This window comes from Streptomyces sp. NPDC058701, assembly GCF_042715295.1.
Lineage (GTDB): Bacteria > Actinomycetota > Actinomycetes > Streptomycetales > Streptomycetaceae > Streptomyces.
Genome location: NZ_JBHXSY010000066.1, coordinates 1 through 24,363 on the forward strand (window position 1 = coordinate 1; position 24,363 = coordinate 24,363).

General features: G+C 69.9%; 20 protein-coding genes, 1 tRNA gene and 3 pseudogenes. 12 read left to right on the forward strand and 12 right to left on the reverse strand.

Annotated elements, in window-relative coordinates; translation table 11 throughout:
- Nucleotides 1-106: 106 nt before the first annotated feature.
- Together ACFWW8_RS35495 and ACFWW8_RS35500 are read left to right on the forward strand one after the other, a co-directional pair.
- Nucleotides 107-319, forward strand: coding sequence for a hypothetical protein (locus ACFWW8_RS35495; RefSeq protein WP_386536208.1), 213 nt, complete (start codon nt 107-109; stop codon nt 317-319).
- 575 nt (nt 320-894) lie between these two features.
- Nucleotides 895-1,032, forward strand: a complete 138-nt coding sequence (locus ACFWW8_RS35500; protein ID WP_386536211.1) for a hypothetical protein — start codon at nt 895-897, stop codon at nt 1,030-1,032.
- 312 nt (nt 1,033-1,344) lie between these two features.
- Here the strand turns inward: ACFWW8_RS35500 and ACFWW8_RS35505 are convergent.
- Nucleotides 1,345-1,427: transfer RNA gene (locus tag ACFWW8_RS35505), tRNA-Leu, on the reverse strand.
- A 64-nt stretch (nt 1,428-1,491) separates the two neighbouring features.
- Entirely contained in the window at nt 1,492-2,073 is a 582-nt protein-coding gene (locus ACFWW8_RS35510; RefSeq protein ID WP_386536214.1) for a hypothetical protein, read from the reverse strand.
- Nucleotides 2,074-2,902: 829 nt separating this feature from the next.
- Between ACFWW8_RS35510 and ACFWW8_RS35515 the strand changes: the two are divergent.
- Both ACFWW8_RS35515 and ACFWW8_RS35520 read left to right on the forward strand, forming a co-directional pair.
- Nucleotides 2,903-3,052 (forward strand): annotated as a pseudogene (locus ACFWW8_RS35515) (hypothetical protein); the annotation flags it as partial.
- A 115-nt stretch (nt 3,053-3,167) separates the two neighbouring features.
- Entirely contained in the window at nt 3,168-3,488 is a 321-nt protein-coding gene (locus ACFWW8_RS35520; protein WP_386536216.1) for a tetratricopeptide repeat protein, read from the forward strand.
- Between the two features lie 263 nt (nt 3,489-3,751).
- On the opposite strand, the gene ACFWW8_RS35525 is transcribed toward ACFWW8_RS35520, so the two are convergent.
- The 4 genes and pseudogenes from ACFWW8_RS35525 to ACFWW8_RS35540 all read right to left on the reverse strand — a co-directional run bounded on the left by ACFWW8_RS35525 (nt 3,752) and on the right by ACFWW8_RS35540 (nt 6,723).
- Nucleotides 3,752-4,276, reverse strand: a complete 525-nt coding sequence (locus tag ACFWW8_RS35525) for a helix-turn-helix domain-containing protein (RefSeq protein WP_386536254.1) — start codon at nt 4,274-4,276, stop codon at nt 3,752-3,754.
- Nucleotides 4,186-4,719, reverse strand: a pseudogene (locus ACFWW8_RS35530) (AraC family transcriptional regulator ligand-binding domain-containing protein); the annotation flags it as partial. The gene ACFWW8_RS35525 and the pseudogene ACFWW8_RS35530, both read right to left, overlap by 91 nt.
- On the reverse strand, nt 4,716-5,213 hold the full coding sequence (locus tag ACFWW8_RS35535) for a hypothetical protein (RefSeq protein ID WP_386536219.1): 498 nt from the start codon (nt 5,211-5,213) through the stop codon (nt 4,716-4,718). The pseudogene ACFWW8_RS35530 and the gene ACFWW8_RS35535, both read right to left, overlap by 4 nt.
- Nucleotides 5,214-5,646: 433 nt before the next feature.
- The gene (locus tag ACFWW8_RS35540; RefSeq protein WP_386536221.1) at nt 5,647-6,723 is read right to left on the reverse strand and encodes an LLM class flavin-dependent oxidoreductase; all 1,077 of its coding nucleotides are present in this window, start codon (nt 6,721-6,723) and stop codon (nt 5,647-5,649) included.
- Between the two features lie 252 nt (nt 6,724-6,975).
- Between ACFWW8_RS35540 and ACFWW8_RS35545 the strand changes: the two genes are divergently transcribed.
- The gene (locus ACFWW8_RS35545; RefSeq protein WP_386536224.1) at nt 6,976-7,449 is read left to right on the forward strand and encodes a hypothetical protein; all 474 of its coding nucleotides are present in this window, start codon (nt 6,976-6,978) and stop codon (nt 7,447-7,449) included.
- Nucleotides 7,450-7,763: 314 nt separating this feature from the next.
- Here the strand turns inward: ACFWW8_RS35545 and ACFWW8_RS35550 are convergent, their stop codons facing one another.
- The gene (locus ACFWW8_RS35550) at nt 7,764-8,201 is read right to left on the reverse strand and encodes an SsgA family sporulation/cell division regulator (RefSeq protein WP_386536227.1); all 438 of its coding nucleotides are present in this window, start codon (nt 8,199-8,201) and stop codon (nt 7,764-7,766) included.
- A 472-nt stretch (nt 8,202-8,673) separates the two neighbouring features.
- Between ACFWW8_RS35550 and ACFWW8_RS35555 the strand changes: the two genes are divergently transcribed.
- Complete coding sequence (locus ACFWW8_RS35555) at nt 8,674-8,874, forward strand: hypothetical protein (RefSeq protein ID WP_386536230.1); 201 nt, start codon at nt 8,674-8,676, stop codon at nt 8,872-8,874.
- A 20-nt stretch (nt 8,875-8,894) separates the two neighbouring features.
- Here the strand turns inward: ACFWW8_RS35555 and ACFWW8_RS35560 are convergent, their stop codons facing one another.
- Entirely contained in the window at nt 8,895-11,549 is a 2,655-nt protein-coding gene (locus tag ACFWW8_RS35560) for a LuxR C-terminal-related transcriptional regulator (protein WP_386536233.1), read from the reverse strand.
- A gap of 624 nt (nt 11,550-12,173) precedes the next feature.
- The gene (locus ACFWW8_RS35565; RefSeq protein ID WP_386536235.1) at nt 12,174-13,640 is read right to left on the reverse strand and encodes a pyridoxal phosphate-dependent decarboxylase family protein; all 1,467 of its coding nucleotides are present in this window, start codon (nt 13,638-13,640) and stop codon (nt 12,174-12,176) included.
- Between the two features lie 226 nt (nt 13,641-13,866).
- Between ACFWW8_RS35565 and ACFWW8_RS35570 the strand changes: the two genes are divergently transcribed.
- Nucleotides 13,867-14,184: a methyltransferase domain-containing protein gene (locus tag ACFWW8_RS35570; RefSeq protein ID WP_386536256.1), complete on the forward strand. Its 318-nt coding sequence runs from the start codon at nt 13,867-13,869 to the stop codon at nt 14,182-14,184.
- A 459-nt stretch (nt 14,185-14,643) separates the two neighbouring features.
- Here the strand turns inward: ACFWW8_RS35570 and ACFWW8_RS35575 are convergent, their stop codons facing one another.
- Nucleotides 14,644-14,925: a WhiB family transcriptional regulator gene (locus ACFWW8_RS35575; protein ID WP_386536238.1), complete on the reverse strand. Its 282-nt coding sequence runs from the start codon at nt 14,923-14,925 to the stop codon at nt 14,644-14,646.
- Between the two features lie 213 nt (nt 14,926-15,138).
- Between ACFWW8_RS35575 and ACFWW8_RS35580 the strand changes: the two genes are divergently transcribed.
- Nucleotides 15,139-15,438 (forward strand): hypothetical protein, encoded by a 300-nt coding sequence (locus tag ACFWW8_RS35580; protein ID WP_386536240.1) that lies wholly within the window; start codon nt 15,139-15,141, stop codon nt 15,436-15,438.
- A 742-nt stretch (nt 15,439-16,180) separates the two neighbouring features.
- On the opposite strand, the gene ACFWW8_RS35585 is transcribed toward ACFWW8_RS35580, so the two are convergent.
- The gene (locus ACFWW8_RS35585; protein WP_386536243.1) at nt 16,181-17,377 is read right to left on the reverse strand and encodes a cytochrome P450; all 1,197 of its coding nucleotides are present in this window, start codon (nt 17,375-17,377) and stop codon (nt 16,181-16,183) included.
- A gap of 812 nt (nt 17,378-18,189) precedes the next feature.
- The gene (locus ACFWW8_RS35590; protein WP_386536246.1) at nt 18,190-20,862 is read right to left on the reverse strand and encodes a LuxR C-terminal-related transcriptional regulator; all 2,673 of its coding nucleotides are present in this window, start codon (nt 20,860-20,862) and stop codon (nt 18,190-18,192) included.
- A gap of 520 nt (nt 20,863-21,382) precedes the next feature.
- Between ACFWW8_RS35590 and ACFWW8_RS35595 the strand changes: the two genes are divergently transcribed.
- The 4 genes and pseudogenes from ACFWW8_RS35595 to ACFWW8_RS35610 form a co-directional block, all read left to right on the forward strand.
- Nucleotides 21,383-22,444, forward strand: coding sequence for a tetratricopeptide repeat protein (locus ACFWW8_RS35595; RefSeq protein ID WP_386536249.1), 1,062 nt, complete (start codon nt 21,383-21,385; stop codon nt 22,442-22,444).
- Nucleotides 22,445-22,996: 552 nt separating this feature from the next.
- Nucleotides 22,997-23,305, forward strand: coding sequence for a transposase (locus ACFWW8_RS35600; RefSeq protein ID WP_386536252.1), 309 nt, complete (start codon nt 22,997-22,999; stop codon nt 23,303-23,305).
- Nucleotides 23,306-23,331: 26 nt separating this feature from the next.
- Nucleotides 23,332-24,087, forward strand: a complete 756-nt coding sequence (locus ACFWW8_RS35605) for an IS3 family transposase (protein WP_386536258.1) — start codon at nt 23,332-23,334, stop codon at nt 24,085-24,087.
- A 36-nt stretch (nt 24,088-24,123) separates the two neighbouring features.
- A pseudogene (locus ACFWW8_RS35610) lies at nt 24,124-24,363 on the forward strand (helix-turn-helix domain-containing protein); the annotation flags it as partial.

A 24,363-nucleotide genomic window follows, 5' to 3' on the forward strand; every position in this document is an offset into this window, starting at 1 on the left:
CGCAGGCCAAACACCCGCCAGCCGCGCCACCAACCTGTCCGGACAACACACCTAGAACCTCACGCGCCTGAGGCTGGGTCGGTATTGCTGGACGTACCAGACCTAGGTGCAGGCCGAGGTGACCGCGGCCCTGGCCTCGCCCAGTGACTTCGAACCCGGTCCGGTGCTGCCGCCGCGGGACACCGCGGCCTGGCCCGGCCGTGGCTTCGTGGTCCGAGACGGAGACTACGTCTTCGCCCATTGGCCGGATGACTGCCACCGTCTGGCACAGGCCTACCTCGCCGTGCTCCGCTCCCACCGGTCCGTGCTCACCCCGTGATTCGAGCGGACGCGGACCGGGCGACGGATGCGCTTCGGGAGTCTCAAGCGGCGCCGGTCGCAAGCATCCCGCGGTTCTCGAGGCCCTGCACGACCTCACGTGTGAGCGGCATGTTGGTTACGCAGACGACGGCTTCGGCGGACGAGGACCGGCGGGCGGGGTGGGCCAGCCGCACGAGCCGAAGGCCTCTCCATCCCTGCCGCGACTCTGCGCAGCCGGATCCACGGCAGGGCGATGCCAGCGGTCACGACGGCGAGCGTGCGGGAACGGGGCGGTCCCAACCCGGGTGCGATGACTTCCTGGCGTGCCGGCCGGACCGCGCTCGGTGATCGGCTCGGGACGCGCAGTTGGGTACCGGTTGCTCATCAACCGGCCCGCCGCCACCGCCACACTGGTACTCGGGCCCGGTTCCCACTGGGAAGGGGGTGCTTCGGAGACACTTCGGGCTCAACGTCCGGGCGTGCAACCGCCCCCCTTGCCCTGCACTGCCTGGAAATCCGCGCGGAGGGAGGAATCCTCCGCCCGACGCTCCTCCCTCCGTGCGGAGTCCACCCCATTGGATACCGGTGTCGACCATGACCGACTGGAACGTCGCGGCCCTCCTCACCACGGGTCTGATCGGCGTGGCCGCTGTCGCCTTCGGGGTCGCCGGCGCGTGGTTGCCGGGGCGGCGCGGCTCGCCGAGGAGGCCGGTGCCCGGCGAGCACGCATGAGGCCGTCGGCCCCCTCGCGACGGAGGGGGCTGACATCTCGAGACACGAAAGCTCGGGGCGGAGCGAGCGGAGACCGACGACTCGACGTCCATCACCGCCGCGTCCGGCCGATGGGAAGCGACGCACGGCGCGCTGCGCCCGGGTTCAGCGCTCCGTGGATCCGGCGCCCAATCTGCGAACCCGAGCGAGAGGCTCCCACTCGAACCGCATAGAGGCTCGGCACACGGGAAGCGCCGCCACGCGAACGCATGGCGGCGCTTCCCTCCACCCCACAGCGGAGAATCACTCGGGCGGTACCGCGTCGGTGACCGGTGGGCAAGGTGGGATTCGAACCCACACGCCCCGAGGGGCCGCAGATTTTAAGTCTGCCGCGTCTGCCCTTCCGTCACTTGCCCGTCGCCATGACCGTATGGCTCTCCGGATAAGGGCTCGAGAGTACTCAGTGCTCCAATGCGCGGGTCACCAGAGCTGAAGACGGTTCTTGAGGTTGGCGGCGTAGTCGGTCCAGAACTTGTTGACGGCGCCGCTGTCGACGGACGCCTGCGCTGCCAGGGTCCACGGGCCCCACCCCTCCACCTTCATACGGAGCGCGAAGGTGGCGGGCTGCTGGTAGAAGGTAAAGCGGATGAAGCGGTCCGCCCCTTCGGAGTGGCCGGGAAGTGACTTGAGCGTGAAGCTCGTCGCCGTACGGTCTACCACCGAAACCGGGTTGGTCGTGCCGAGGAAGAAGAGGTCGCACCGGACCGGCGGGTCCGTCACCGGCGGCAGGTCCGACCATGCGCCGCAGTCGGAGGCGAACGGGAACGTGCTCTTGAAAGTCGTGTCCGCCGCGGTCATGACGCTGGCCGGGTCGAGGATCAGACTGAACCCCAGCGAGTAGTCGTACTCGTAGGAATAGGGCGAAACCACCAGCGAGGCAGAGTTGCCGGGCTTCTGGACGGCGGGCGCCTCAGAGGCAGACGCCGGGACGGTCGTCAGAACGGACGCCATCGCCGCTGCGGTGAGACCCGACAGCAGGACCCTTTTGACTGCAAAGTTCACGAATACTCCTAGATCCGGAGCCCGGAAATGTTTTCGGGACGCGGAAACTATGTCCTCCGAAAATTCGAATCGAATGAGTAATGAAGCCTCAAAAACGCTGAATTCATTTTGAGCCGGCCGTCAGAATCGGCCATTTTGCGGCATGCGGCGCCACCTGCTGAGGGACGGCGCGCACGGGGCAGCTGAATCACGCCCGTCGTGCCGTGAGTAGCCTCTACTCGCTCCCCGCATGGAGGGGGCTCCTTCAAGGGGGAGTGACCTGGAGCAATTCACCGAAACGGGCGGATGAGCACGCGGCGGGCCGCCGACCGAGTCCTTCCGATCCCGATCGACCGCGGACGCGCTCATGGCGACTCAGACGGACACGGCCACCGGAGACTGGACGAGCTCCTCGCCGAAGCCTCCAGGGCCCGAGAAGCCGCCGATCCAGCAGGCCTCCCGGCTGTTGCAGGAAGTCCGGACCCTGGCCGGGCCACTCGGCCCATTCGCCCTCGCCCGCGTGCGCCTGGGCGACGCGCTCCACGCACACGCCTTCGTTGATTTCAGGACGGCCGAGACGCTTCTCGGTCAGGTGCTCGCCAACGCGGAGAACAACGCGGTCCCGACCCCCACGGCGTTCCTCCTCGAAGTACGGGTCGGGGCGGGTAGTCTGGCGCGGCTGCTGGGCTGGCTCCCCCAAGCCGAGCAATTCCTCAAAGAGACGCTCCAAGCCTACGAACGCACACCTGACACGACCACCGACCAGGTCGCCCAGGTGTGCGACGAGCTCGGCCTGCTGCACCTGCGTACCCATCAGTTCGACCAGGCGGGCACCTACCTACTCCGCGCCATGGCCGCACTGGAGTCCGCACACGGACACGATGGGCTCCCGCTGGCCCCGGTGTGCCACAAGATCGGCCGCCTGGCCGCCGTGCGGGCGGACCCGCAGGGGGCTCACGAGGCCTTCCCCCGAGCACTGCGCATCCGGGAGCGTGTCCTGGGCCCCGACCATCTCGCCACGGCCGTGGACCGCGTCTCCGTCGCCGACTCCCTTTCGCGGCTGCGCCGTGAAGAGGGGGGGCCAACTGCACCGTGCACTGACGACGTTGCGCCGGGTGAGGGGTCCTCAGCACTACAGGGTCGCCGTCGTCCTGAACAACCTGTGCGGCATCGCCCTGCGACTCGGACGCGACGGGGTAGCCGAACGGTACTTCGGGCAGGCGCTCGCCATAAAGACCGCGCTCGTCGGTGCGGACCATCCCGACCTGGCCCAAGCGATGGTCAACCTCGCCCTGGCACAGCGCGGTCAGGGCGGCGAGGCCGACGCCGCGGCCCTGTACCAGCGCGCGCATGAACTGCTCACCGGAACAGTGAAGCCCGGGCAGACGCTCCTACGGACGGTCAAGGATGCCTTGCAGAGCATGCTCGGGGGATGAGGCGGCCGGCCCGCACCGCGGAGGAGGGCTCCGGGGTGCGCCCCCGGGCGGTCGGGGGTGCGGGACTGAGCCCGACGCGGGTTCGAGGTGCGACCAACGACAGCGAGCTGTCGAGCACTTGACGGCTCAGACACCATCACCGACCATGCCGGTCTACGCCGTGAAGTGGGCATGGACCGTCATGGAATGATCGACGCGCTAGCTAGGCCTGGACTTCTCGTTCGCTACGGCACCGGCGCACCGCGGCGTATGTGGGGAAGGTGCTACTCAGACGCGCCCTCGGTGCGCCACGGGTTAGCGGCCGAGCGATGGGCTCCCGGGGGCCTGCCGTGTCGTCGCCGAAAGGCGCGGACCAACGCCGCGGCCCCGCTGAACCCGACGTCACGGGCGATCGCCTCCAGTGGCAGACCAGTCGTTTCCAACAGGTCCCGCACACGCCGGTCGCGGACCTGCTCCAGCGCGGCCCGCCAGGTCGTCCCCTCGTCGAGGAATGCCCGGCGCAGCGTCGTTCGCTCATGCAGGCCGCGCGCAGGGCGTCCTGCATGGCAATCCCGGCCAGGTCCTGCTGCGCCAGCACCCGGCGGACGAGCACCGTGACGGAGCCGGGCTCCTCCAGGTCGTCGAGCATCCGTTCGGCATGCCTGCGGTGCAGTGTGGCGAGGGGCTCGTCCACCGTCCGCCGCGCCCTGCGCAGGGCGGCCGTGGGAACTACGATGATGTGCTCGTGGCCGTCGAACTGGACCGGACAGCCAAGGCTCCGGACATAGACGGACGGATCCGTGTCGCAGGCGTGGGCGAAGACGACGCGTTCGGGTGTCCACGAGGGTCCCGCCACCCAACGGGCTGCCGTGACCATGCCGACCAGCACTGCCTCCACTTGCTGACGGTGCATCATGGCGCCCGGACCGGGATCCAGCCGGTACACGACCTCCGTGCGGTCTGCCGCAGCGCGCACCCGCACTGTACCGGCCTGGCTGACCAGCGCGTGGTAGCGGCCCGCTAGGTCGGCGGCGTCCGCGAGGGTGCCGGCGGTCAGCAGTGCGTGGCCCAGGACGTGGAAGTCGGACGGTCGCAGTCCGTCGGCGACCATGAGAGTCGCAGGCGTACCGGACGCCCGGGTGGGACCCGGATACATGCGCCGACCGGCCCGGTGCCGCCGGTCATGGTGTCGCGGAAGCGGGTATCCCGCACCGGCCGCGTCCGCGACGGCTGGGCGGTGCGGTTCCGTCATGCGAGCCCGACGAGTATCAGGGCCTCGGTGGCAGAGAAGTAATCGTCGGCGGCCCGGCGCGCGGCTCCGGGGTCGTTCGCGCGGACGGCGTCCTCCAGCGGCTTGAGCCGGTCACGGGCGACCGTGCCGTTGCGGAAGAACGCTGCCGTGGCACGGTACAGCGGGGTGCACGCCTCGTCGATGATCAGGGTCGAGGACAGCAGTCCGTCGATCCTGCTCGCCCGGGCGAGCAGGAGCAGGACGCGCAGCGTGGCCCACTGGACCGCCTCCTCCCCCCGGGTCTGGGCCAGCGTGTCCATTCGACGCTGCAGTTCCCGCTTGTGGTCGGCCCCCGCCGAGGCCGCGGCCTGCACGCCGACGGCGGTACCGAGCGCCCGCCGCAGCGCCATCAGCTGCCAGGTGGCGATGTTGATCGCCTCGGGGAGGACGGTCCGCGACGCCCTGTCGCTCTCGCCGGACGGACCTGTCGCCGCAGCATCGGTGTGTTGGTGCAAGTGCGCCCCCTCGGCTGTCACTGGAGCAGTGGCTGGACCACTGGGCCAGGACTGTAAAGAGCGTCGCCTTCAACCCGCAAGGTGCGGTGGCGCCGCTCCATGCCGATCCGGCCACATCCTCCGGCATGTGCCGGAGGAGGGTGCCAGACGCTCGTCCGATCAGTCCGAGGACGGCGCAATGATCAGCCCGTCATCGGCGGGCGCCCGCGACGGGGTGACCATGACCGCCTCGGTGGGGCAGCACTCGGCGATGGCGAGCACGTCGAGGTGGTCGGCTTCCGAGGCCTCTCGTTCCGGACGTTCCGCCCGCGTGACGTCGTCCCAAGTTCGCGCCGGTCGTTCATCCTGTGACTGGTGGACCTCTGGCGCCTCGGTAGGACGTACCCGGAGGCCTTCCCCGCGTCCCGGTGTCGGCGGGCCCGCGGCCGCCGCGTCAGTCGATTGACGAGGCGGCGGGCGTCGCCAGTCGCGGGGCGACCTCGGCTGCGAACAGGCGCATGGAGCGCTCGACCTCGGCAGCGGGCGTCGTACCGACGAAGTCGAACCAGGCCAGGAACCGTCCCGTGCCTAGCCGTGCGGCAAGGGATGCCAGCGTCTCGGCACAGGTTTCGGGCGTGCCGAAGACGGCTTGTTCGGTGCGCATGGCAGCCAGGTCGAGGCGGTCCAGTCCGGAGAGCAGCCGGGTGAAGAGACCGTCCGGGTCGCCCGTCCGCCCGATGGCGGTGGTGAGGTTGGTCCGCATCAGTGCCGTGTAGTGGTCGACGGCCGGCCCCATGAGGCGTGCCACCTCGCCCTCGTTCCGCGCGGTGAAGGTCGGTGCGAGCACCGTGATGTCATCCGGGGCAGCGGCCCGATGCCCGGCTTCGGCGCGGGCCGCATGGTAGATGTCGAGGTGCCTCACCAGCACGGCCGGGGGGTTGATGTGGAGGGCCGTCAGGACCGGGATCCCCGCTCGCCCCGCGGCACGGAAGCTGTCGGCGCTGTTCGCGGCCAGCCGTATCACCGGGCCTCCGGGTTGGACGGGCCCCGGCACGACCTGGACGGCTTCAGCCGTGTAGTTGCTGCCCTGGAAGTCGAACGGCCGGCCCGGCAGCGCCGCCCGGAGGTAGTCAAGTCCCTCCTCCAGCCGCCCCCGGCTCACGGCGAGGTCGGCGCCGAAGCCCGCGTAGTGGGCGGGGTGGGTTCCGCGGCCCACTCCGAGCTCTGCCCTGCCCCCGCTGATCACGTCCAGCGTGCAGATCTCCTCGGCCACCCGCAGCGGGTGGAAGAGCGGCAGTTGGACGATCGCAGTGCCGAGGAGGATGGTCTCGGTGCGCGCCGCCAGGGCGGCGAGGAACAGCGTCGGGCAAGAGAGGACGGACTGGGAGGGGATGGTGTGCTGTTCGGCGGGCCATACCGATTCGAAGCCGAGGTCCTCCGCGAGCCGGCCCTGCGCCAGCGCGTCGCGGTACCGGGCGGCAGGTGTCTGGCCGGCACCGCAGGGAAGGAGGAAATGTACGCCGAACTTCATCCGGACTCCAGTAACCGCCGCTGTCGGAGGAGCGGCTGGAGGATTCGGCCGCGCCTGCGCCGCACCTCGGCGCGCGGCACTTGGACATGGTCACGGCCACCGGTCGATCGGGCGTGAGTATTCGATGCCCAGTACGCGGCGTTCGGACCCGGAGCGCATCGGTCGGTGGACGCGGCGGTTTGGGCAGCCATTGCTCACGGCCAGGGGCGGGAGGCTGAGTTGACTGGAATGGTGACCATCCTTCCTCCTCCTATGATCCCCACAGCGGCCGATGTGCTGACGCGTTCCGCCCGCCCGCACGCGCTGCATCCCCTGCCCCCCATCTGCGGCGTGCTCGGCCCGGCCCTCATCTGGGACGTCCGACCCGTCGCATGGGCGGCAGACGAAGCGCGAGTGCAGCTCGAAGGAGTGCTGCGTCTGTGGCGACCCGATCCGGACGTCCTGCGACGGGCGGTCCCGCTGGCGGGCGTGCTGGTACGTGCGGCGATCGCCCTGGGAGCGACGCCACTGCGCCTGCACCTCGCCCGGCGAGCCGGCCGGCTGCTGCTCGCCGTGACCTACGGCCCTGGCGTGCACGACGGCGCACGTACGTCCTACGAGGATGAGGCCAGGGTTTGGTGCGACGAACTGGACCACGTCGGGCCGTCCGCACGCGAGCCTTCCGCGGCCCTGATCGCCACCCTGTCGTGGGGGGAAGGACCACTTCACGACGGGGTGGGAACCTGACATCGGTGCCCGACGGCGAAAGGTCGACCACAGGGGACCATGGCGGCGCCGCCCCGGCGCCATACGACTGCCCCGGGGCAGGCCCCCTTCGCGCTGGCATGCCCGGCGACCGGACACAAGAGGGACGGCGAGCCCGCTTGCGCGGCAGAGGCGACCGGCTCACGCGCCGCCCTGATCGCCGTCAGGAATGCAGGCGTCGCCTCGCCCCGTCGCCGTCAGGGAGCGGCCCTTCCCACCCGTTCCGAGGACCGGAGGTCGTGGCGCGGGCAACGGTGCCGCCACCTTCCCCATCGGGGCAGCGCCGCTGACCTGAGTCAGCCGAGCAGCTGCTCCAAGAGCCCGTCCCAGTCGATGCGCTCGCCTTCCGTTCCCGCGGGCACCAAGTCGTACGTCGACGCCAACCACGCGCGCAACGGGGCCCGGGGCGCCTCGAAGAGGGCGCTCCGGCCAGCCGAGACGACGCACAGGAAGACTGTCCGCTCCCCGCCGTTGCCGTCCCCGGCCCAGGCCTGCACGTCGCCGGGCCCGGACACGCCGCACTCGACGTCGAGGAGCTCCCGGGCCACCCTCCAGCAAGCGCCCGGGAAACCCTGGGGCATAAATTCTATTACGGCGGCGAACGGATCCTCCACGCAATAGGAGAATCGGACGATGATCGGAAACCGGCGTTCGTCCGAGATCCACCACGTCAAGAGAAGATGAATCTCGACGTGGTTGCGAGCAGCGGAACGCCGCTTGTCATTTCTCTCCATGGGAGCCCTCTAGCGAAATCATTCACACACCCCAGATATCGCGTCACCGTTCCGAGAATTTCGCAGAACTACAGCGTGTCCACCAGGCGGCGACCCAGCATGAGTAGCGGGTACTCAGCCTGCGGCCGGACCGGCAGGGCAGCGACCGATCCGGCTCGGTGCGGGCGTAGAGCCGAGGGACACCCGAGACGCGGGTCTTCCTCGGCCCTACGGACGCAGGGAGGGGTGAGCGGGCAAACGACGACCGCACCCTGCGGCGACTCGATCCTATATTCAGGCAAACGCGATGCAGTGAGTAGCCGATACTCCTCCGCAGAATAGCCCACGGGTATTCCTGAACCATCCGGCACGCCGCAGACAGGACGGCATACCGCACCACCGGAAGCAAGTGAGCAAACTCTGCTCACTCCGCACTCACGCCCCCTCGCGAACATCATGGCTACGGGAATTCCGCCACAGGAGGTAGACAGCCGTGAGTGAACCTGCCGGCCACAAGCCCAGCTGCATCTGCAAGTTTTCCAAGCGCACCATCGACACGCTTTATGTCGGCATCATCGGGGCAAACTATGCCGTACGCGAGGATCGGAACCTGTCAGGCCTGGTCAGCAGGGCGCATACCATGCACGCCCGTCGTAAGCGGGGCAAGGACGACGGCGGGCGACCCGGCGCTTAGGGGACCGGGACACCCCGCCGTCACGCCCTGGGCCGCGCCCCGCGCCCACCCGGACCGCGCCGCTTGAGGTCCAGTGCGTCCGCGAGATCACGCCGGGTCGTGACCCCGAGCTTGTTGTAGACCCGCTGCAGGTGGTTGTCGACGGTCCTCACCGACAAGCCGAGTGCGTCCGCGATGTCCTTGCTGCTCATGCCGTCGCCCGCGAGGAGGGCGATCTCGGTCTCGCGGGCCGTGAGGGCGGCCGATGCCTCCGCCGTGGTGAGCAGCGGAGTGCGTGCCCCCTCGCACTGGGCGCTCAGCTCTTTGGCACGCTGGGCGGCCGATTTGGTAGGGTGGGGACGCCCGAGCCGGGTCCACCCCGCCGCCGCCGCGCTGGCCGCTTCGGCCGCCAGCAGGATCGCGCCCGCGTCCTCCAAGTCCTGGGACGCCTCCATGAGCAGGTCCGGCTTGCCGCCGGCGAGCGCCTCGGCGAACTTGGCGCGTGCGGCGGCGAACAGCCCTTCGTCCCCCGGCGCGAGCTCCGCCAGCCGCCGCGCGACGGTGGCTGCTCCGCCCAGCCGCGCCGACTCGGTCAGCAGCACCGCTTCCAGCGTGGTCAGCCCCTTGTTGGCAACCTTCTCCGCTCCGGCGGTGAGCACGTCGCGGGCCTGGGTCAGTCGGCCGCGTGCGGCGTTGACCCACGCGGCACCCAAGAAGGGCTCCACACCGAAGAGCCGACTTTCCGGGAACTCCTCGCTGTCTCCCAGGGCCCGTTCGGCCGACGCCACATCGCCTTGTACGGCGGCCGCCGCCGCCAGACCGGCACAGGCCAGCGGGACCACGTGCGTCAGACCGTGGGCCCGTGCGAGGACGGCTGCTTCCGCATACCAACGGCGGGCGGTGACGACCCGGCCGGCGAGCCACTCGATCCGTCCCAACTGGAGCGAGACCATGGCGCGGGGCAGGTCGACCGTGTCGTCCATCACCTGCCGGAACGCCTCCAGAGCGGTCGCGCGCGCCTCCCCGAGACCGCCGGACTCCGCCTGGGCGGCGGCGCGGACGGCCAGGTGGAGCGCCGGGTGCGGGGTCAGGGAGGACTCGGTGACCGTGAGGTGCGAGCGGTGCGCGGTCTCGGACCACTCCACCGCCTGCTGCGATCGGCCGGTCAGTGCCAGCACTTCCGTCCGGGTCAGCGCGCCTTGGACCCAGACGTTCACGTCCAGGGACTCCCGGATGTCGGCCTCCAGGTCCTCCAGCAGGACGAGCCCATCGGCAGGACGCCCGGATGCGGCCCGGATCGCGCCCTCGTTGACCCGCAGGACCCGCCTGCCGCGCTCGGTCGAGACGTAGGCACGAGCCCGTTCATTGGCCGCCAGGGCCTCGGTCACGCGCCCGGCGGGCAGGTGCACGTTCCAGGTGGTGGCGAGGGCGACGGCGAGCCGGTCCTCCTCGGACTGCGCCCTGGACTCGGCCTCAGCCAGATCGGCTTCCGCATTCTCCAGCCGCCCCGCCTGGGCGTGGGCCTCGGACAGCAGGATGCGGCTGCGGACGGTCAGCTCGTCGGGCGGAACGACACTGAGCAGGGTGACGACCTGCTCGTAGTCGTGGGCGTACCGGGAGAGCTCCGCGCCGCGCATGAGCAGCTCGGAGTCGGCCGTGCCGGTGGCCGCGAGCGTCCAGGAGGCGATGTGCAGCGAGTCGTCGCGGCGGCGCGCACCGTGCCGCCGGAACCGGGCGGCCTGCTCGGTGAGGATGGACCTCCGGCGCAGTGTGGGCAGCCTCGCGCGCAGGATCTCGCCGTACAGGGGGTGCGTGAGCTGGGCGGCGGAGCGGTTTCCGTCCTTCGTGATGCGGACCAGCCCCGCTTCGACCAGCTCGTCGAGGGTGCCCGACGACGGGGAGGCCTCTCGTACGTCCTGTTCGGGTACGGGGGCGCACAGCGCGAGGAGTTCGAGGACGGGCCGGGCGGCGGTCCCCGCGCCGGAGAGACGGGACTCGATGAGCTCGGTGAGCCGCGGGGTGCCCGTGAAGGAGCGCTCGGTGAGTTCCCAGACCTCACCGTCGGAGGCGAGGGTGCCGGCCGTGAGCGAGCCCGTGACGATCTCCTTGAGGTACAGAACGTTCCCGTTGCAGGACGTGAAGAGCTGCCGCACCGTCGCGGACCCGACGGGACCGTCCAGCACGTTCCGCAGGAGGGTCGCGACCTGTTCCTCGCTCAGGACCGGGAGGTGGACGCGGCTGACCGCGTCGCCTTGGAGGACGGAAGCCACAGCATCGCGCACGGGCTCGTCCGCGCGGATGGTGCCCACCAGACGGACCGCGCCGTCCTGCATGAGGAACTTCAGGAGTGCGGCGGAGGTGGCATCGAGCAGGTGCATGTCATCGACGAGGACGACCCATCGCCGGTTCTCCGCCCCCCGCAGTTCCTCGGCCATGCGGGCGAAACCGATCGCCGGGTCCGACAGGGACACGCCGGGGGGAACGAGGTGTGCGATGGCTCCCAAGGGAACGGAGGCCGCAGCGCTCGACGCCGCGGCGCGGGCCACCGCGAATCCCGCCGCCGACGCCTTGGCTAGGCACTCTTCCGCGAGGCGGGATTTGCCCACTCCTGCTCCGCCGGAAATGACGAGCCCGTGGCTGTGTTTGTCCTTCAGCAGGGAGACGAACAGGCCCAGTTCCGCCTGCCGCCCGACCAACGGCCAAGTTCCACTGCCGTCTCGGCCTCGCATCATCGTTTCCTCCAAGCAGGGACCGGTTCTCCAGTCGTGTGGCACTCGGGGCGACCGGTCCACGTCGCCCGATCCATAGTGCCGCACTCGACGGGCGTCCGCCCCGCCCTGCATTCCTTCCGCTAGAACGACGCAGTCCGCTTCCTGCTGCCGTTTGCTCAAGCGCGCCGACTCCGGTGGGAAGGAGGGAATTTCCGCAGTTCGTACGGGTCACCGCCACCTCAAAGATACTGAAGAAACAGTGCTGCGGGAAACGATTGACTCAACCCTGCAGGGGCGTATTGGTAGATCATCTGATTTGCCGTACTGATCTCTCCAAGTCTCCCGGACCGGCACGAACGTGCCCACCTCCACCGCGGGGACCCGAGTCGCACGGGTGCTCCGCCCCGCACCTTGCGCCCCCAGGGGGATCCCCCAGTCCCCTCCGCTCCCGCAGTACCCGGTCCATTTGGGTCGCTGTTGCTCGGGTGGACCATGCCGTTTCTGACCATGTGGGAGAAAGCCGTGAGGATGGTCCTGCAGAGAAACCACGACGACCCTGGAGTGCGACGACCCACTGGGCACGGCTCCCGACTGCCTGAGGTCTGTTCTTCACCCGCCGTCCAACACTTCGTCGAGCTCCGTGACCAGGGCGGCCAGATCGGTCTCCGTCGTCTCGAAGCTCGTGATGCAGGCGCGCAGCGCCGCCCGTCCGTTCAGCCGCGTTGCGGAGATCCAACAGTTCCCCCGCTCCACCACCCGCGCCGCAACACGATCGAGGCGGGCCGCCGCGTCGTCCCCGGTGTCGAGTCCCCGTCCGGTGAAACAGACCACGGGTAGGGCCGTCGTGTTGAGCAACTGCCATCCCGCTTCGGCCAGGAGGCGGCGCAGCCGCTCCCCCATGGCACTCTGGTGCTCCACCATGGCGGCGAACCCGGGTCCCCCCGATACCGCGAGGGCAGTGAATAGCCGCAGCCCCACAAACCGGCGCGACCACTGGTTACTCGACGAGTACGGATCGACGGTCTCGTTCACCGCCGTGGGCATGTAGGCCGCGGACACCCGGAAGGTTCGGCGCAAGCCGTCGAGGTCACGACAGACGAACACGCCCGCGCCCAGAGGCGTGGAGAGCCACTTGTGCGCGTCGATGGTGACCGAGTCCGCCTGTTCCACGCCGGCGAGGGCACCGCGAAGCCGGGGCGACACGAGTGCGGCACCCCCCCAGGCCGCGTCCACGTGGAAGTCCAGGCCGTGCGCGCGGGCCGTCTGCGCGATCTCGGGCAGGGAGTCGACGACGCCGGCGCTGGTGCTGCCCGCCGTCCCGGCCACGAGGAAGGGGAGACAACCCCCGGCCTTGTCGAGCTCGACGAGGCGGTCGAGCTGCGCCACCTCCATCCTTAGGTCCTGGTCGACCGGGACGAGTCGGACCGCGTCGCGGCCCAGCCCCGTGGAATGGGCGATCTTAAGCCAGGCCAGGTGGCTCTCCGCACTCGCGTAGAAGACCGGCTGCCCCGACAACGCCCTCATTCCACGCTCGGCGACCGCGGGAAAGTGTCGGGACAGCGCCAGGAGCACAGCGGTGAGGTTGGCCTCGGCCCCGCCGCTGGTGAACGATCCGGCCACCGCGTCCGCCGGGTACCCCACGAGGGACCCCAGGTACCGGATCAGGTGCGCCTCCATCTCCACCGCCCCCGGCGCATGTGACCACGCCGCGAGTTGGGGGTTATAGGCCGCCGACAGCATGTCGCCCAGCACCGCTGAGTAGGCAGGGCGGGGGTTGAAGAGGCCGAAGTGCCGCCGGTGCTTGGTGTGCAGGTTCCATTTGGTGAGCATCGCTGCCGCGTCGTCGAGGACCTCGGCCCACGGCAGAGGTCCGGCGAAGTCGTAACCCGCGATGTGCGCCCGCATCTGCGCGGCGGTCGCGGTCGGCGCGATCGGCAGGTCGTTCACCTCGTCCAAGTGTCCCAACACCAGCGAAGTCACGTGTTCCAACATCGCCTCCCGCTCCGCGGACGGCGGATTGATACCGAGGTCGCTGAATCCGACCTCACGGATCCGCAGTTCACTTCGTTCGTCCATGGTGACGCAATCCTCCGTTTCCAGTGGCTCTCCGACGTCATTGGCGTTCTACGCACGGACCGGTTGTACCGACTGTTCAAGACCTTGGCCGAATTGTCCAACCATGATTGAGCAAGAATTGTCTCTCCTAGAAAAATGACAATGCGTCGACAAGTCTTGCGAACCTCGCCGGGAGGTCGGTAAGCACTCCGGATCAGTTGAGCCGGGTCGCCCTGCGAAGCATCCTCTGCGGGGCCGTCAGTCTGCTCGCCGCTGCGGACATCGCCAGGGGCTCAAGGTGCTCGACATCGGCAGTGGGGCGGGCAACTTCAGCTTCCTCCTCGCAGACGCGGTGGGGGGACAGGGCGGATCGGTGGCCGGAGTGGGCCACGATCCCGTGGTGATCGCCTCCGCCCGGGCGGAGGCCAGGCGGCAGGGACGCGAGAACGCGCAGTTCGCCCATGCGGACCTCAGGTCCGCGTTCCACGACTGCGACTACGACGCGGTGGCCGACCGGTGGTCCTGGCTCACCTGCCACGGGCCGACCGCCTGCTGCGCAGCCTGATCCGCCTCGTACGCCCAGACGGCGATGTCGCCTTCCAGGAGTTCCGTCGTCGGCCCATCGGCGCTTCTCCTCCCTACACCCCGCGGACCTGGAGGGGCTCTCAGTTCTCACGCTTGCCGGCGGGCACCGGCACCCCATGCTCCGTCGGCACCGGGATGGGGCTGGAGCTGCACACGGGCGTTCCCCAACGCCGGCGTACCTGCACCGCACCCGGCACTCTAGGCGCCCAAAGGCGCCGGCCCCGGTTGGCAGGGGTACGGATACCCGACAGCCGGCGCCGACAACCACTTCCGTGGCGCGCAGCCGTCCGACGCGCCCCGGGCCCGCCCTGCCGCTCGCACGGTGTCACTCAGGGAGCTCGCTCTCGACACCGACGCGGCTTTCGTCCTTCCCCTCCCGCCTCTGGTGGCAGCCCATGCCCGACTGCCGGAGCATTGAGGCCGCCCGCCTGCAGGAGGGTCATCCTTTGCGGACCGCAGGACGCCTGCCCCCGATGCGGTACCGCTCGTGGGCTGTCAGCCCGCCCCAGATCCCGGAGTTCTCGTTGCGCAACCCGAAGGTCAGGCAGGCGTCCATGATCGGGCACGTGTGGCAGATCGCCTTGGCCCGGGCGACGGCGCCGTCACCGCCGTGCTCGTGGAACAGCTCCGGATCGATACCGGGCCCCGCGCATGCGGCATTCGGGCGCCAAACCTGCGTGTAGTCGAATCGTCCGGGCATCGTCTTCGTCGGCTGTCCCATTGCCGCACCCCCTTCTCGTCCTGGTCCCCTGCATTACAAATTCCACGACGGACGCCTGCATGAGTACTGGATGCTCAATGGACCGCTGGCCCGGAAGCCTCGGAACAGGCAGTGACTACTCAGGCGCGGCCGACCCCTCCTCCCGATGCTGGTGACAAGGACGGCCGCGAGGCCGCCGTCGGTTACCAAGTCCGGACCGAGGAGGGACGGATGATGACCACCGAAACAGCCACCGCCGTGTACGCAGGGCTGGCCGAGAGCGAGGATCACGGACTGGGGGCCCTGTCGGCCGTTCTGTTCTGCACGTCGCTGCGAGTACAGGACGAGCCGGACGACGAGACGGTGCGCACCGCTGTGGACGAATTGCTCGCCTCGCATGTCGTGGACGACTTCTACCCCTTGGTGGGCCAGGTTGCGGGCGACTACCCCGACCTCTACCTGACCAGGATCACGTGGTGCAGGCGGGCCGTCAGTGCCGCGTTCGCCGCGCTCACCTTTTCCCCCGCCTGGTAGCCGCGCCCCGGATCCCCCCACCGGCGTAACCGTCGCCGCCCCGTCACGCCTGGACGCCTCGGGGCTCCCCTCTACGAGCCTCACCGATGTCGTGGTGCGCCAGGTGCGACCTCGGAAACGCGACGATCCCGTGGTACGCACCGAGCAGGTGTCGCTGGCACGTCGCTCTGCTGCCTCCGACCGTCCAGGACATGCTGCGCCGGTCGGGGGCGACGGTGCGATGCCCCGCAAGGAGTCGCGGAGCTGCCCGTCCGCAGGTGAGAGGCGGCAGCCAACGGCGCGGGTGCGTACGCCGGACCCCGGCGGACCCTGATTGCCGAAGCCCTCCCCGGCTCCTCACGGTTTACAAGACCGGTGCCTCGGAACCACCGAAGTCCGGTGACCGGATAGGCCCGGCGACCCACATAGGCACCGTTTGCTCACTCACTTGGTCCTCCGGCCCCTGATGCTGGAAGGGGGCCGCAGGAGCCCCGCCGATCCTCCGCATATCCGGGCTGGCGCGTACGTCCGGATATGCGGTGCACCACTCCCCGTCGCAGTTTGCGGTCCGCATGACCGGCGCACAGCGGCGTCTGCACCGCGGTGGAGGTGCAGAACGGCCGTGCACGGCTTCCTGCCACTGACCGTTAGCGGCCCGGTGAGCGGCTTCGACCGGCCGACGCGGACCATCACGCAGGACCCCGTCGGCAGGCTGGGCGGTCCGGGTCGGGACGGAGGAGGCCAGGCAGTATGTCCTCCCGCCTCAGGCCGAGACACAAAGCCTGCCGTAGCCCCGCATCTGGCTGTGGGGCACCCGCTCGGGCTCCGCCTCGTCGAGCGACAGCTTCGGGAACCGCCCGCGGAACGTGTCGAGCCCGCGGGCGAGGACGCAACGCGCCAGCGGCGCGCCGATGCAGGAGTGCGGACCGGTACCGAAGCTGACCGAGGACTCTGGGGGGCGGCCCAGGTGGAACTCGTCAGGGAAGGGCCCCGCGACGCTCTCGTCCCGGTTGGCGGCGCCCCACATCAGGAGCACCCGCTCACCCTCCCTGACGGTCACGCCACCCACTTCGGCGTCCGCCCTGGCCACGCGCACCAGCGCCATGACCGGCGTGTCGAGCCTGAGGGCCTCCTCGACCATCGGCGCCGAAGGCCCGTCGGCGCTCCACGCACTGTTGGCGAGGAGCAGCCGGCAGGTGTTCCCGAAGGCGTGGGCCGTGGTCTCATACCCGGCGCTGAGGATGCTGATCGCGTGCGATGCCACGTCTTCGGGCGCCCGCGCCCGTCCCGCCCCGTGGCCCGTCATCGATCGGGCGAGACCGCCACCCGGCCCCGCGCCGCTCGCGTGCACCCATTCCAGCAGGTGCTCCCGCCACGCCGTGGCCTTGTGCGCGAACACTTCCAACTCGTGGTTGTCGATCCGGTGCCTCCCCAGAAGGAGGGCGTGGTGAGCCCGTAGGCCCGCATCGTGCCGTGGCCGGTCCTGCAGCGGCAACCCGAGGGCCACCAGGGTCGCGGTGAGTGCCAGCGGGTGCGCGAAGCGGGGGAGGAGGTCGTACCCCTCGAGGTGCGGGCCGGGCGGTACCAGCGCGTCGACGGCGGCGTGCAGGGCGCTTTCCGCCCGGGCGACAGCGGCGGGCGACAGGCACCGCAGTGCCCGGGCGCGCACCTGGCCGTGCTGCGGGGAGTCGAGGAAGGGCAACGGCGGGGCGCTTTCGAAGAACTTCGCGAGATACGCCTCGGCCACCGGTGGTAGTCCGCGCGGCCCGGCAGAGACCGGACCGCACGAGAAGGTGCGGGTGTCACGTGCGACGCGTTCGACGGTCGCGCGCCGGGTGACGCACCACGCCTCGTGGAACGAGGAGTAGAAGACGGGTTGACTGAGCCGCATCCGGGCCAGATAGGGGTAGGGGTCGGCGAGGTCTTCGCCGAACGGGTCGAACGGACGCGTTGCGGTCATGGCGGACCTCCTCACCTGCTTGCGGCTGGGCCGCGGACCGGCCACGGACGCGTGCTGGTGGTCCGGCACGACCGGTCGGGGCCACGCGGCCCCCACCACGGTCACATTCCTGACCGGGTCGGATCGTGAGTAGCGGGTACTCACGGGACGGCCGACCGGGGTCCGTCCGGCGCGCGGGCCGCCGCACATCGAGGCTTCCTCGTGCATCGCCACGCAAGTCCGGCCGTACTGGACGTCCGGGGCCCCGCGTACGACTCGCCGGCTGTGGGCGGTGCGGAACGCCGGTGATCCGGTGGTGGGGGCTCTCCTGGAGTGACGCCTCCATCTCTCCGGCGGTGATCCGGCCCGGTGCGAGCCCTCCGGGGGACGGGAGTGGTCGGGTTTGCACGCGCGGAGTTCGGCGAGTTCGTGCTTCTCCTCCGTATGAACCGCGGAGGACTGGTGATCGCGGCGAGGCATCCCATCACCGCACCGCACTCGGCTGCGCCGAGGGCGCCGCGTAGTCCTGCGGCCACGGACGGATCAGCGCCGGCAGTCCGAGCAGTCCGCCTGTGTCGGCGGCATGTTGAGGAAGGGCGTTATGAGGAGTTGCGCGTCGGACGGGAGCGGGTCCGATGCGCCGACCGCTCCGCCGGAGAGCGCCCGGCCCAGCGCCGGTTCCGCCGACATCTCGTCCGACTCGTTCCACCGCCGTTGCCGCCGGCACGGTGCACGGGCAGTGTCCCTCGCACGGACCTCGGAAACGTCGACCATCGGCGCCCTGAGTGTCGGATGCACCAACCGCGGGCTGGACGAGCCTACTTGGCTTGACGTCAGGCCCAGGATTTCTCTGGCACCGTGGTGGCGCCCAGGGCTGCGGGCAGTTCCGTCCTCGTGCCCACACCCAGCTTGGAGTAGATCCGCTGGAGGTGATTGTCGACCGTGCGGACCGAGAGGTGCAGCGTCTCGGCGATGGCTTTGCTGGTGGTTCCCACCGCCGCCAGCCGGGCGACCTCGCACTCCCTGTCTGTGAGGGTGCTGGTGTTGCGCAACGACGCCAACATCGGTGTGCGGACGCCCTGGCAGCGATTGACAGACTCGAGCGCGTGGTGGGTCGCGGCCGTGGCGCGCCTGTGGTCGCCGCACTGGTGCCACAGGGACGCGGCCTCCGCACCGGCCTCGGCGGCGAGCAGGTCCGCACCCATCTCACTCAACTCCTCGGCGACCGCCATCAGGCGCTCGGGGTCGCGCACGGCGAGCGCCTTGGCGAACCGCACCCGCACGGCCAGCAGACTGCCGTCCCCCTGTTCGGCGAGTTCGTCGAGCCGCGCGTGAACCGTCCGGGCCTCCCCGAGTCGGGCCAGCTCCGTCAGCAGCAGCGCTTCGGCCGCGGTGTGTCCGGTGCCACGGGCACGGGCGAGGCCTTCCCTCAGCTCCGCCTTGGCACCCGCCAGGTCCCCCTGTGCGACCAGGACCCAAGCCAGTCCGAGGCTTTCCTGACCCGCGAGGAAACCGATGGGCTGGTACGCCCGCGACTCGTTCAGAGCGTCGGCCGCGGTGTCGAGGTCGCCGGTGGCGGCGGCAGCGGAGGCGAGAGCCGTCAGCCCGAGGTTCAGGGCCCTGCTCTGGTTCTGACGCCGTGACAGGGAGACGGACTCGGCGAACCAGCGGCGTGCGGTCACCGGATGCCCGGCCAGCCATTCCACGTGGCCGAGGCAGAAGGCCATCCAGATCCGTGGCAGGGGCGCCCGGTCGGCCAGCAGGGCCTGGTAGGCCGCCTCGCCGACGCGCCGCGCCTGGGACAGGTCGCCGGTCTCCGTCAGTGCGAAGCAGAGCGCGATGTGCTGGGAAGCGGGGTGCGGCACAAGCGCGTGCTCGTTGACCTCGACGTGCGCGGCGTACGCGTGCCGGGCCCACCGCACCGCTTCCTCGGTGCGACCCACGGACGCCAGCCCCATTCCCTTCATGATGGCTCCGGTCAGCCACACGTTCATGTCCGCGCTCTGCCGGATGTCCTGCTCCAACGCTGTGTCCAGTACGGCCAGTCCGCGTACCGGCTCCCCGGAGACGGTGCGGATGAGCGCCTCGTTGATGTCCAGGACACGGTCGTACCGGCTGCCGGAAAGGAGCGTGCGCGCCTCGTCGTTGACGGCGAGGGCGTGCTCGGTGACGGCATCGGCCCACAGCAGGTTCATGGTCCGGGCGACGCTCACTGCCAGGATCTCCTCGGAGGTGCCGCAGTGGTGCGCCGCGTCGGCCAGGAGCTTCTCCGCGTCCTCCCACTGCCCGAGTTCGACGAGGGCCTCGCCGTACTGGAGTCGAGTGGCGACGGTCTGGTGGCCTTCCAGGAGCGCGTCGAGGAGCGTGACGACCTGTCGGTAGTCGTGGGCGTGCCGGGCGAGGGCCGCGGCGTGCGTCAGCAGAGCCGGATCGGCCTGCCCGGTGGCGGCCAGTCGCCACGTGGCGATGTTGAGGGCGTCCTCGCGGCGTCGTGCTCCGTAGGAGGTCACGCGTTCCGCTTCCTGGAGGAGGAGTTGCCGCCGGCGGTGCTCGGGGAGCATGGTGCGCAGGATGTCCCCGTAAAGCGGGTGCGCCAGGGAGACCTCGGTGCGTCGGCGGGCCGTACGGCACTGAATCAGGGCGTCCGCTTCGAGTCGGGCCAAGGTGGCGGCGCCTGCGACCGCTTCCAGGTCTCCGAGCGAGAGCGGGCCACACACGGCCAGCAGGTCGAGCGCCACCCGCGCCTCGGGTTCCACGGCTGCCATCCTGGCGCCTACGAGGGTGCTGAGCCGGGTGGCGGCGGGAATCCAGTCGGTGCTGAGGTCCCACGTCTCCCCGTCGTGGCTCAGTTGATCGGTGGCCAGCGCGGCGTGGACGAGCTCTCTCAGATAGAGCGCGTTGCCACCGGCGGCGGTATGCAGAACCTGCAACGCCGACCGTGCGACGGGCCCGCGCAGCGTGGCCTGCAGGAGCTTGTCCATGCACGACTCGTCGAGTTCACCCAGGCTCACCCAGTGGGCGGCATCGCCGTGGATCAGCGAGGCCACGGCTTCGGGGACGGGGTGCCCCGTGCGCAAGGTGGCGATGATCCTCACGGCACCGGCGTCGAGCAGTTGGCGCAGCAGGACGGCCGAGGTGCCGTCGAGAAGTTGGATGTCGTCGACCAACATTGCGGTGTCCGAGTGGTTCTCCCCCGCCATCTCCCGAGCCACTACGGCGAACCCGCGCACCGGGTCGGACAGGTCGGCACCGTCCGGAATGAGATGTGCGAGAGCTCCGAGGGGCACCGCGGCGGCGGAAACCGTGGCGACGACGCGCTGGCAAGAGACTCCCTGTGCCGACAGCAGTCCCAGGAACTCGTCGACGAGCCGTGACTTCCCCACGCCGGCCGGTCCCGAAACGATGAGGATGCGGTTCCTCCCGTTACCCCACGCGGACTTGAGTTCCTCGATCTCGTCGTCGCGTCCCACCATCGGCCAGTGTGAGGGCAGATCTCCAGCAGGCATATTGTCTCCTAGAAGACGTGGATCCCGGCCGGGTGGCATGTCGTCTCCCGGATGACATTGAGGGATGGTTGCCGCCTCGCAGTGAGGTAAGTACACACCCGTGCCATGCCCCTCAGGCTGAGTATTTTTTACTCAGCCCAAGTCTCGTTTCAGGGCCTCTCACGGCCCTGCTTTGTCCCAAGAAACAGCAGCTCAGGCCGGGTTTCGACATCTGATTGGCGCGCTGTCGAACGGGTCTGAGTAGTTACCCATACAGGGTGAGCAGTACACGTGTCGGCCAGGCGGGCCGGCCGGGCGTTGCGACATCGGGAGAAGGGGAGCCGCGACCGTTTCAGACGGCACCGTTGTCCGGTCGGGTGACGACACGACATCCCTTACTGCCCAATGCAAGCCAACGTGAGTAACGCCTACTCATAACGCGGTCCCGTCGAGGCGCCTGTAATGAAGCAGTGCCTTCGGCCCGCCGCCCGGGCGGCCGTCAGCCGTGCTGGCTGCGAGGACCAGACCGCGAGGTGGCATCGTGAACTCAAATTCGGCGGACCGCTCCGGCCGCAGCATCCGGCACCGGATAGTGGACGAACTGGTCACCAAGGCGTACCACGCGGTCGATGCGGGCGACCTCGCATCCGCCCGCGTCGCCCTGGAACGGGCCGCGCCCCTCGCCCGCGGGCTCGGGCCCCAGCCCGCCGCCCGAGTCCATCTCGCTCAGGCAGCCGTGGTGCAGGCGACAGGCGACTGGGGTGCCGCCTCGGCCATCGTCGGGCAGGTACTCGCCGGCGCCAAGAGCCGTCACCTCCCCAGCTCCGTATCCTTCCAGCTGAACGTCCGCGTCCGGCTGGGCGGCCTCCTGCTCCTCCAAGGCCACCTGTCCACTGCGGAGAAGGTCCTGACGGAGGCCCTCAGCGCCTACGAACTGCTGCCGTTCACCGCCCCGGACGACATCGCCCGTACCTGCATCGAGCTCGCATCCCTTAACCGCATCACCGGACGTCACCAAGAGGCCGGGGTGTTCCTCGATCGCGCGCATGCCGTGCTGCGAGCGGCACGCGGGGCCTATGTGCCGGCGCTGGCACCGGTCTGGCGTGAACGCAGCCACCTCGCGTCTGAGCTCGGCGACCCGGAGAAGGCCGAGTCGGCGGCACGCAGGGCGCTGGACATCCGGCTGCGGGCACTCGGCATGGGGCACCTGACGGTGGCAGCGGAGAGAACGGTGCTGGCCGCGGCGCTGATGCGCCTGGGACGCCTGGAAGACGCCGAGGAGCAGTTGCACCGAGCACTTACCACGTTCCGCCGGGTGCTCGGGCCCGCACATGCGGAGGTGGCGGCCACCCTCCGCACTCTGGGGCGCATCGCTTTGCGCCAGGGGCGTGACCGGTCCGCCGAGCGCTTCCTCGACGAGGCACTCGCCGTCACGCAGAACGCTCAGGGCGGTGCGCACCCGGACGTGGCCGACCTGCTGGAGCAGCTGGCGGTGATCCAGCACAAGCGCGGCGAGGCCGAAGCGGCAGCCGCTTTGACGGCCCGTGCTCACCGGATCCGCTCGTGGCGTACCGCCAGGAAGCAGCGCGTGCCGGCGTCCTGACGCCGGAGACGGCAGTGCTTACCCCCGGGGCGGGCACCTTCACCGTCGGGACCGGTCCGCTCAGCCAGGTCCCTACGGAGGGGACGCGACCGCGGTCGTTGACCGCGATGTCCTCCCCCCGCGCCCACTGCCGTGGCGATCGCCCACCCGGCCAGCCGGCGCGAGGCGCGGTCTATGACGGTCGAGGTAAAGCGGTTTCGAGCCGCTGGCCGGCAGGTATGGGCTGTCGCCGACCTACTTTGTGTTCACCTCGGCTGGGGTGAAGTCACGACCGATCAGGACCGTGGCCTGTGCGGCGCCTTGGTTCGCCAGGGTGGTGTGGTGTCGGCGGTGCAGGCGGACTCGCTCGATAGTGCCGTCGGATTCCTGGTGGGTCTTGCGTATGCGGGCAGCGAGCCCGGCCTCGGCACTCTGCCGGGCCGCTGCTGCGGCCGCGGTGCGGCGCCAGTAGTAGGAGCTGACCCAGGCCACCGAGGATGTCGCAGACCTGCTTCACGCCGTCACGGCGCTGGTGAGCCGTGGTTCACCAGCGTGTCTCCGTCGGATCTGACGATGCCCGCACCGAGACAGTACCCGTTGGAGTTGCGTGAGCGCGCGGTCCGGATGTCCTGGACCGCGGAGCCGAAGCCGGTGATCCGCCGGATGGCCGAGGATCTTGGTGTGCACCATGAGGCGCTGAGGAACTGGATCCGTCAGGCCGAGGCGGACGCCGGTGGTCCAGGAGACCTGCTGACCACCTCGGAGCGGGTCGAGCTACAGGCTTTGCGGAAGGAGAACCTGCAGGTCAAGCGGGCGAACGGTGTATTGCGGACGGCCTCGGCCTTTTTCGCGGCCCAGCTCGACCCGACCCGGCCCAGGTAACAGGGCTGCTCGTTGAGCACCCGTACCTGGGGGTCGAGCCCGTACTCCGGGAACTGTCCGTCCCTCCCTCCAGCTACTACCGGTGGCGCCAGGCCGAGAACAACCCGTGCGAGCGGCTCCGGCGCGATACCGAACTGTCCTCCCGGATCCAGCAGATCCACGCAGAGTCCGGTGGAATATACGGCTCGCCCCGCGTGCACCCCGTCCTGAAGCGGGAGGGTGTCCGTGTCGGCGGCAAGCGGGTCGAGCGGCTCATGCGCCAGGCCGGCCTGGCCGGGATCAGCCCCTGCAGGACCAGGGGCTTCACCCGCCGCGACCCGGCCGCCGATCTCGCTCCCGATCTGGTCCAGCGCGACTTCACCGCCCCCGTGCCGAACCGGCTGTGGGTCGCCGACCTCACCATGGTCCCCACCGTGGAGGGCCGGTTGCGGCTCTCCACGATCCGGGACGCCTTCTCCCGCCGCGTCGTGGCCTGGGAGACCCCCGCCCACGCCGACGCCGACCTCGTCCTCACCATACTGGGGCACGCCCTCGCCTCCCGCGAGCCCACTCCGGCCCAGTTGATCCACCACGCCGACCACGGCTGCCAGTACACCAGCGTGAAGCTGACAACACGTTTGGTCAGAGCGGGGATCGAGGGCTCGGTGGGCGACTCGTTCGACAACGCCCTCGCCGAGAACCTGTGGTCCACGATCAAGACCGAGTGCATCCGCGGCCGCGTCTTCACCACCCGCGCCGAGGCCAACCTCGCCCTCGTCGAATACCTCGACGGCTTCTATTGATCCGAAACGCTTTGAGTTCAGGCTCGTTGACGGTGTGTGAGTGATCTGGTGGGGGATGCGCGGGCCTGGTCGCCGGACGCGCAGGAGGCCGCGCGGTTGCTGGCGGTGTCCGCGCTGGTGGAGGGCCGGGACCGGGTAGAGGCTGCCGCCCAGTTCAAGGTGTCGGTCAAGGCCGTGGACAACTGGTGGGCGAGCAGGCCGGCGGCCGGGACGCACTGCTCTCCCGCCCGCGAGGCCGCCGCGTGGGTGAGCATCAGGTCCTGTCTGAGGCCGAGC

What these genes read in the sequence shown, in the direction of transcription:
- ACFWW8_RS35590 (WP_386536246.1), bottom strand. Translation starts at nt 20,862, where the DNA reads ATGCCTGCTGGAGATCTGCCCTCACACTGGCCGATGGTGGGACGCGAC.
- ACFWW8_RS35500 (WP_386536211.1), top strand. Translation starts at nt 895, where the DNA reads ATGACCGACTGGAACGTCGCGGCCCTCCTCACCACGGGTCTGATCGGC.
- ACFWW8_RS35585 (WP_386536243.1), bottom strand. Translation starts at nt 17,377, where the DNA reads ATGACCGCAACGCGTCCGTTCGACCCGTTCGGCGAAGACCTCGCCGAC.
- ACFWW8_RS35550 (WP_386536227.1), bottom strand. Translation starts at nt 8,201, where the DNA reads ATGGAGAGAAATGACAAGCGGCGTTCCGCTGCTCGCAACCACGTCGAG.
- ACFWW8_RS35600 (WP_386536252.1), top strand. Translation starts at nt 22,997, where the DNA reads ATGCCCGCACCGAGACAGTACCCGTTGGAGTTGCGTGAGCGCGCGGTC.
- ACFWW8_RS35545 (WP_386536224.1), top strand. Translation starts at nt 6,976, where the DNA reads ATGATCCCCACAGCGGCCGATGTGCTGACGCGTTCCGCCCGCCCGCAC.
- ACFWW8_RS35580 (WP_386536240.1), top strand. Translation starts at nt 15,139, where the DNA reads ATGACCACCGAAACAGCCACCGCCGTGTACGCAGGGCTGGCCGAGAGC.
- ACFWW8_RS35575 (WP_386536238.1), bottom strand. Translation starts at nt 14,925, where the DNA reads ATGGGACAGCCGACGAAGACGATGCCCGGACGATTCGACTACACGCAG.
- ACFWW8_RS35540 (WP_386536221.1), bottom strand. Translation starts at nt 6,723, where the DNA reads ATGAAGTTCGGCGTACATTTCCTCCTTCCCTGCGGTGCCGGCCAGACA.
- ACFWW8_RS35565 (WP_386536235.1), bottom strand. Translation starts at nt 13,640, where the DNA reads ATGGACGAACGAAGTGAACTGCGGATCCGTGAGGTCGGATTCAGCGAC.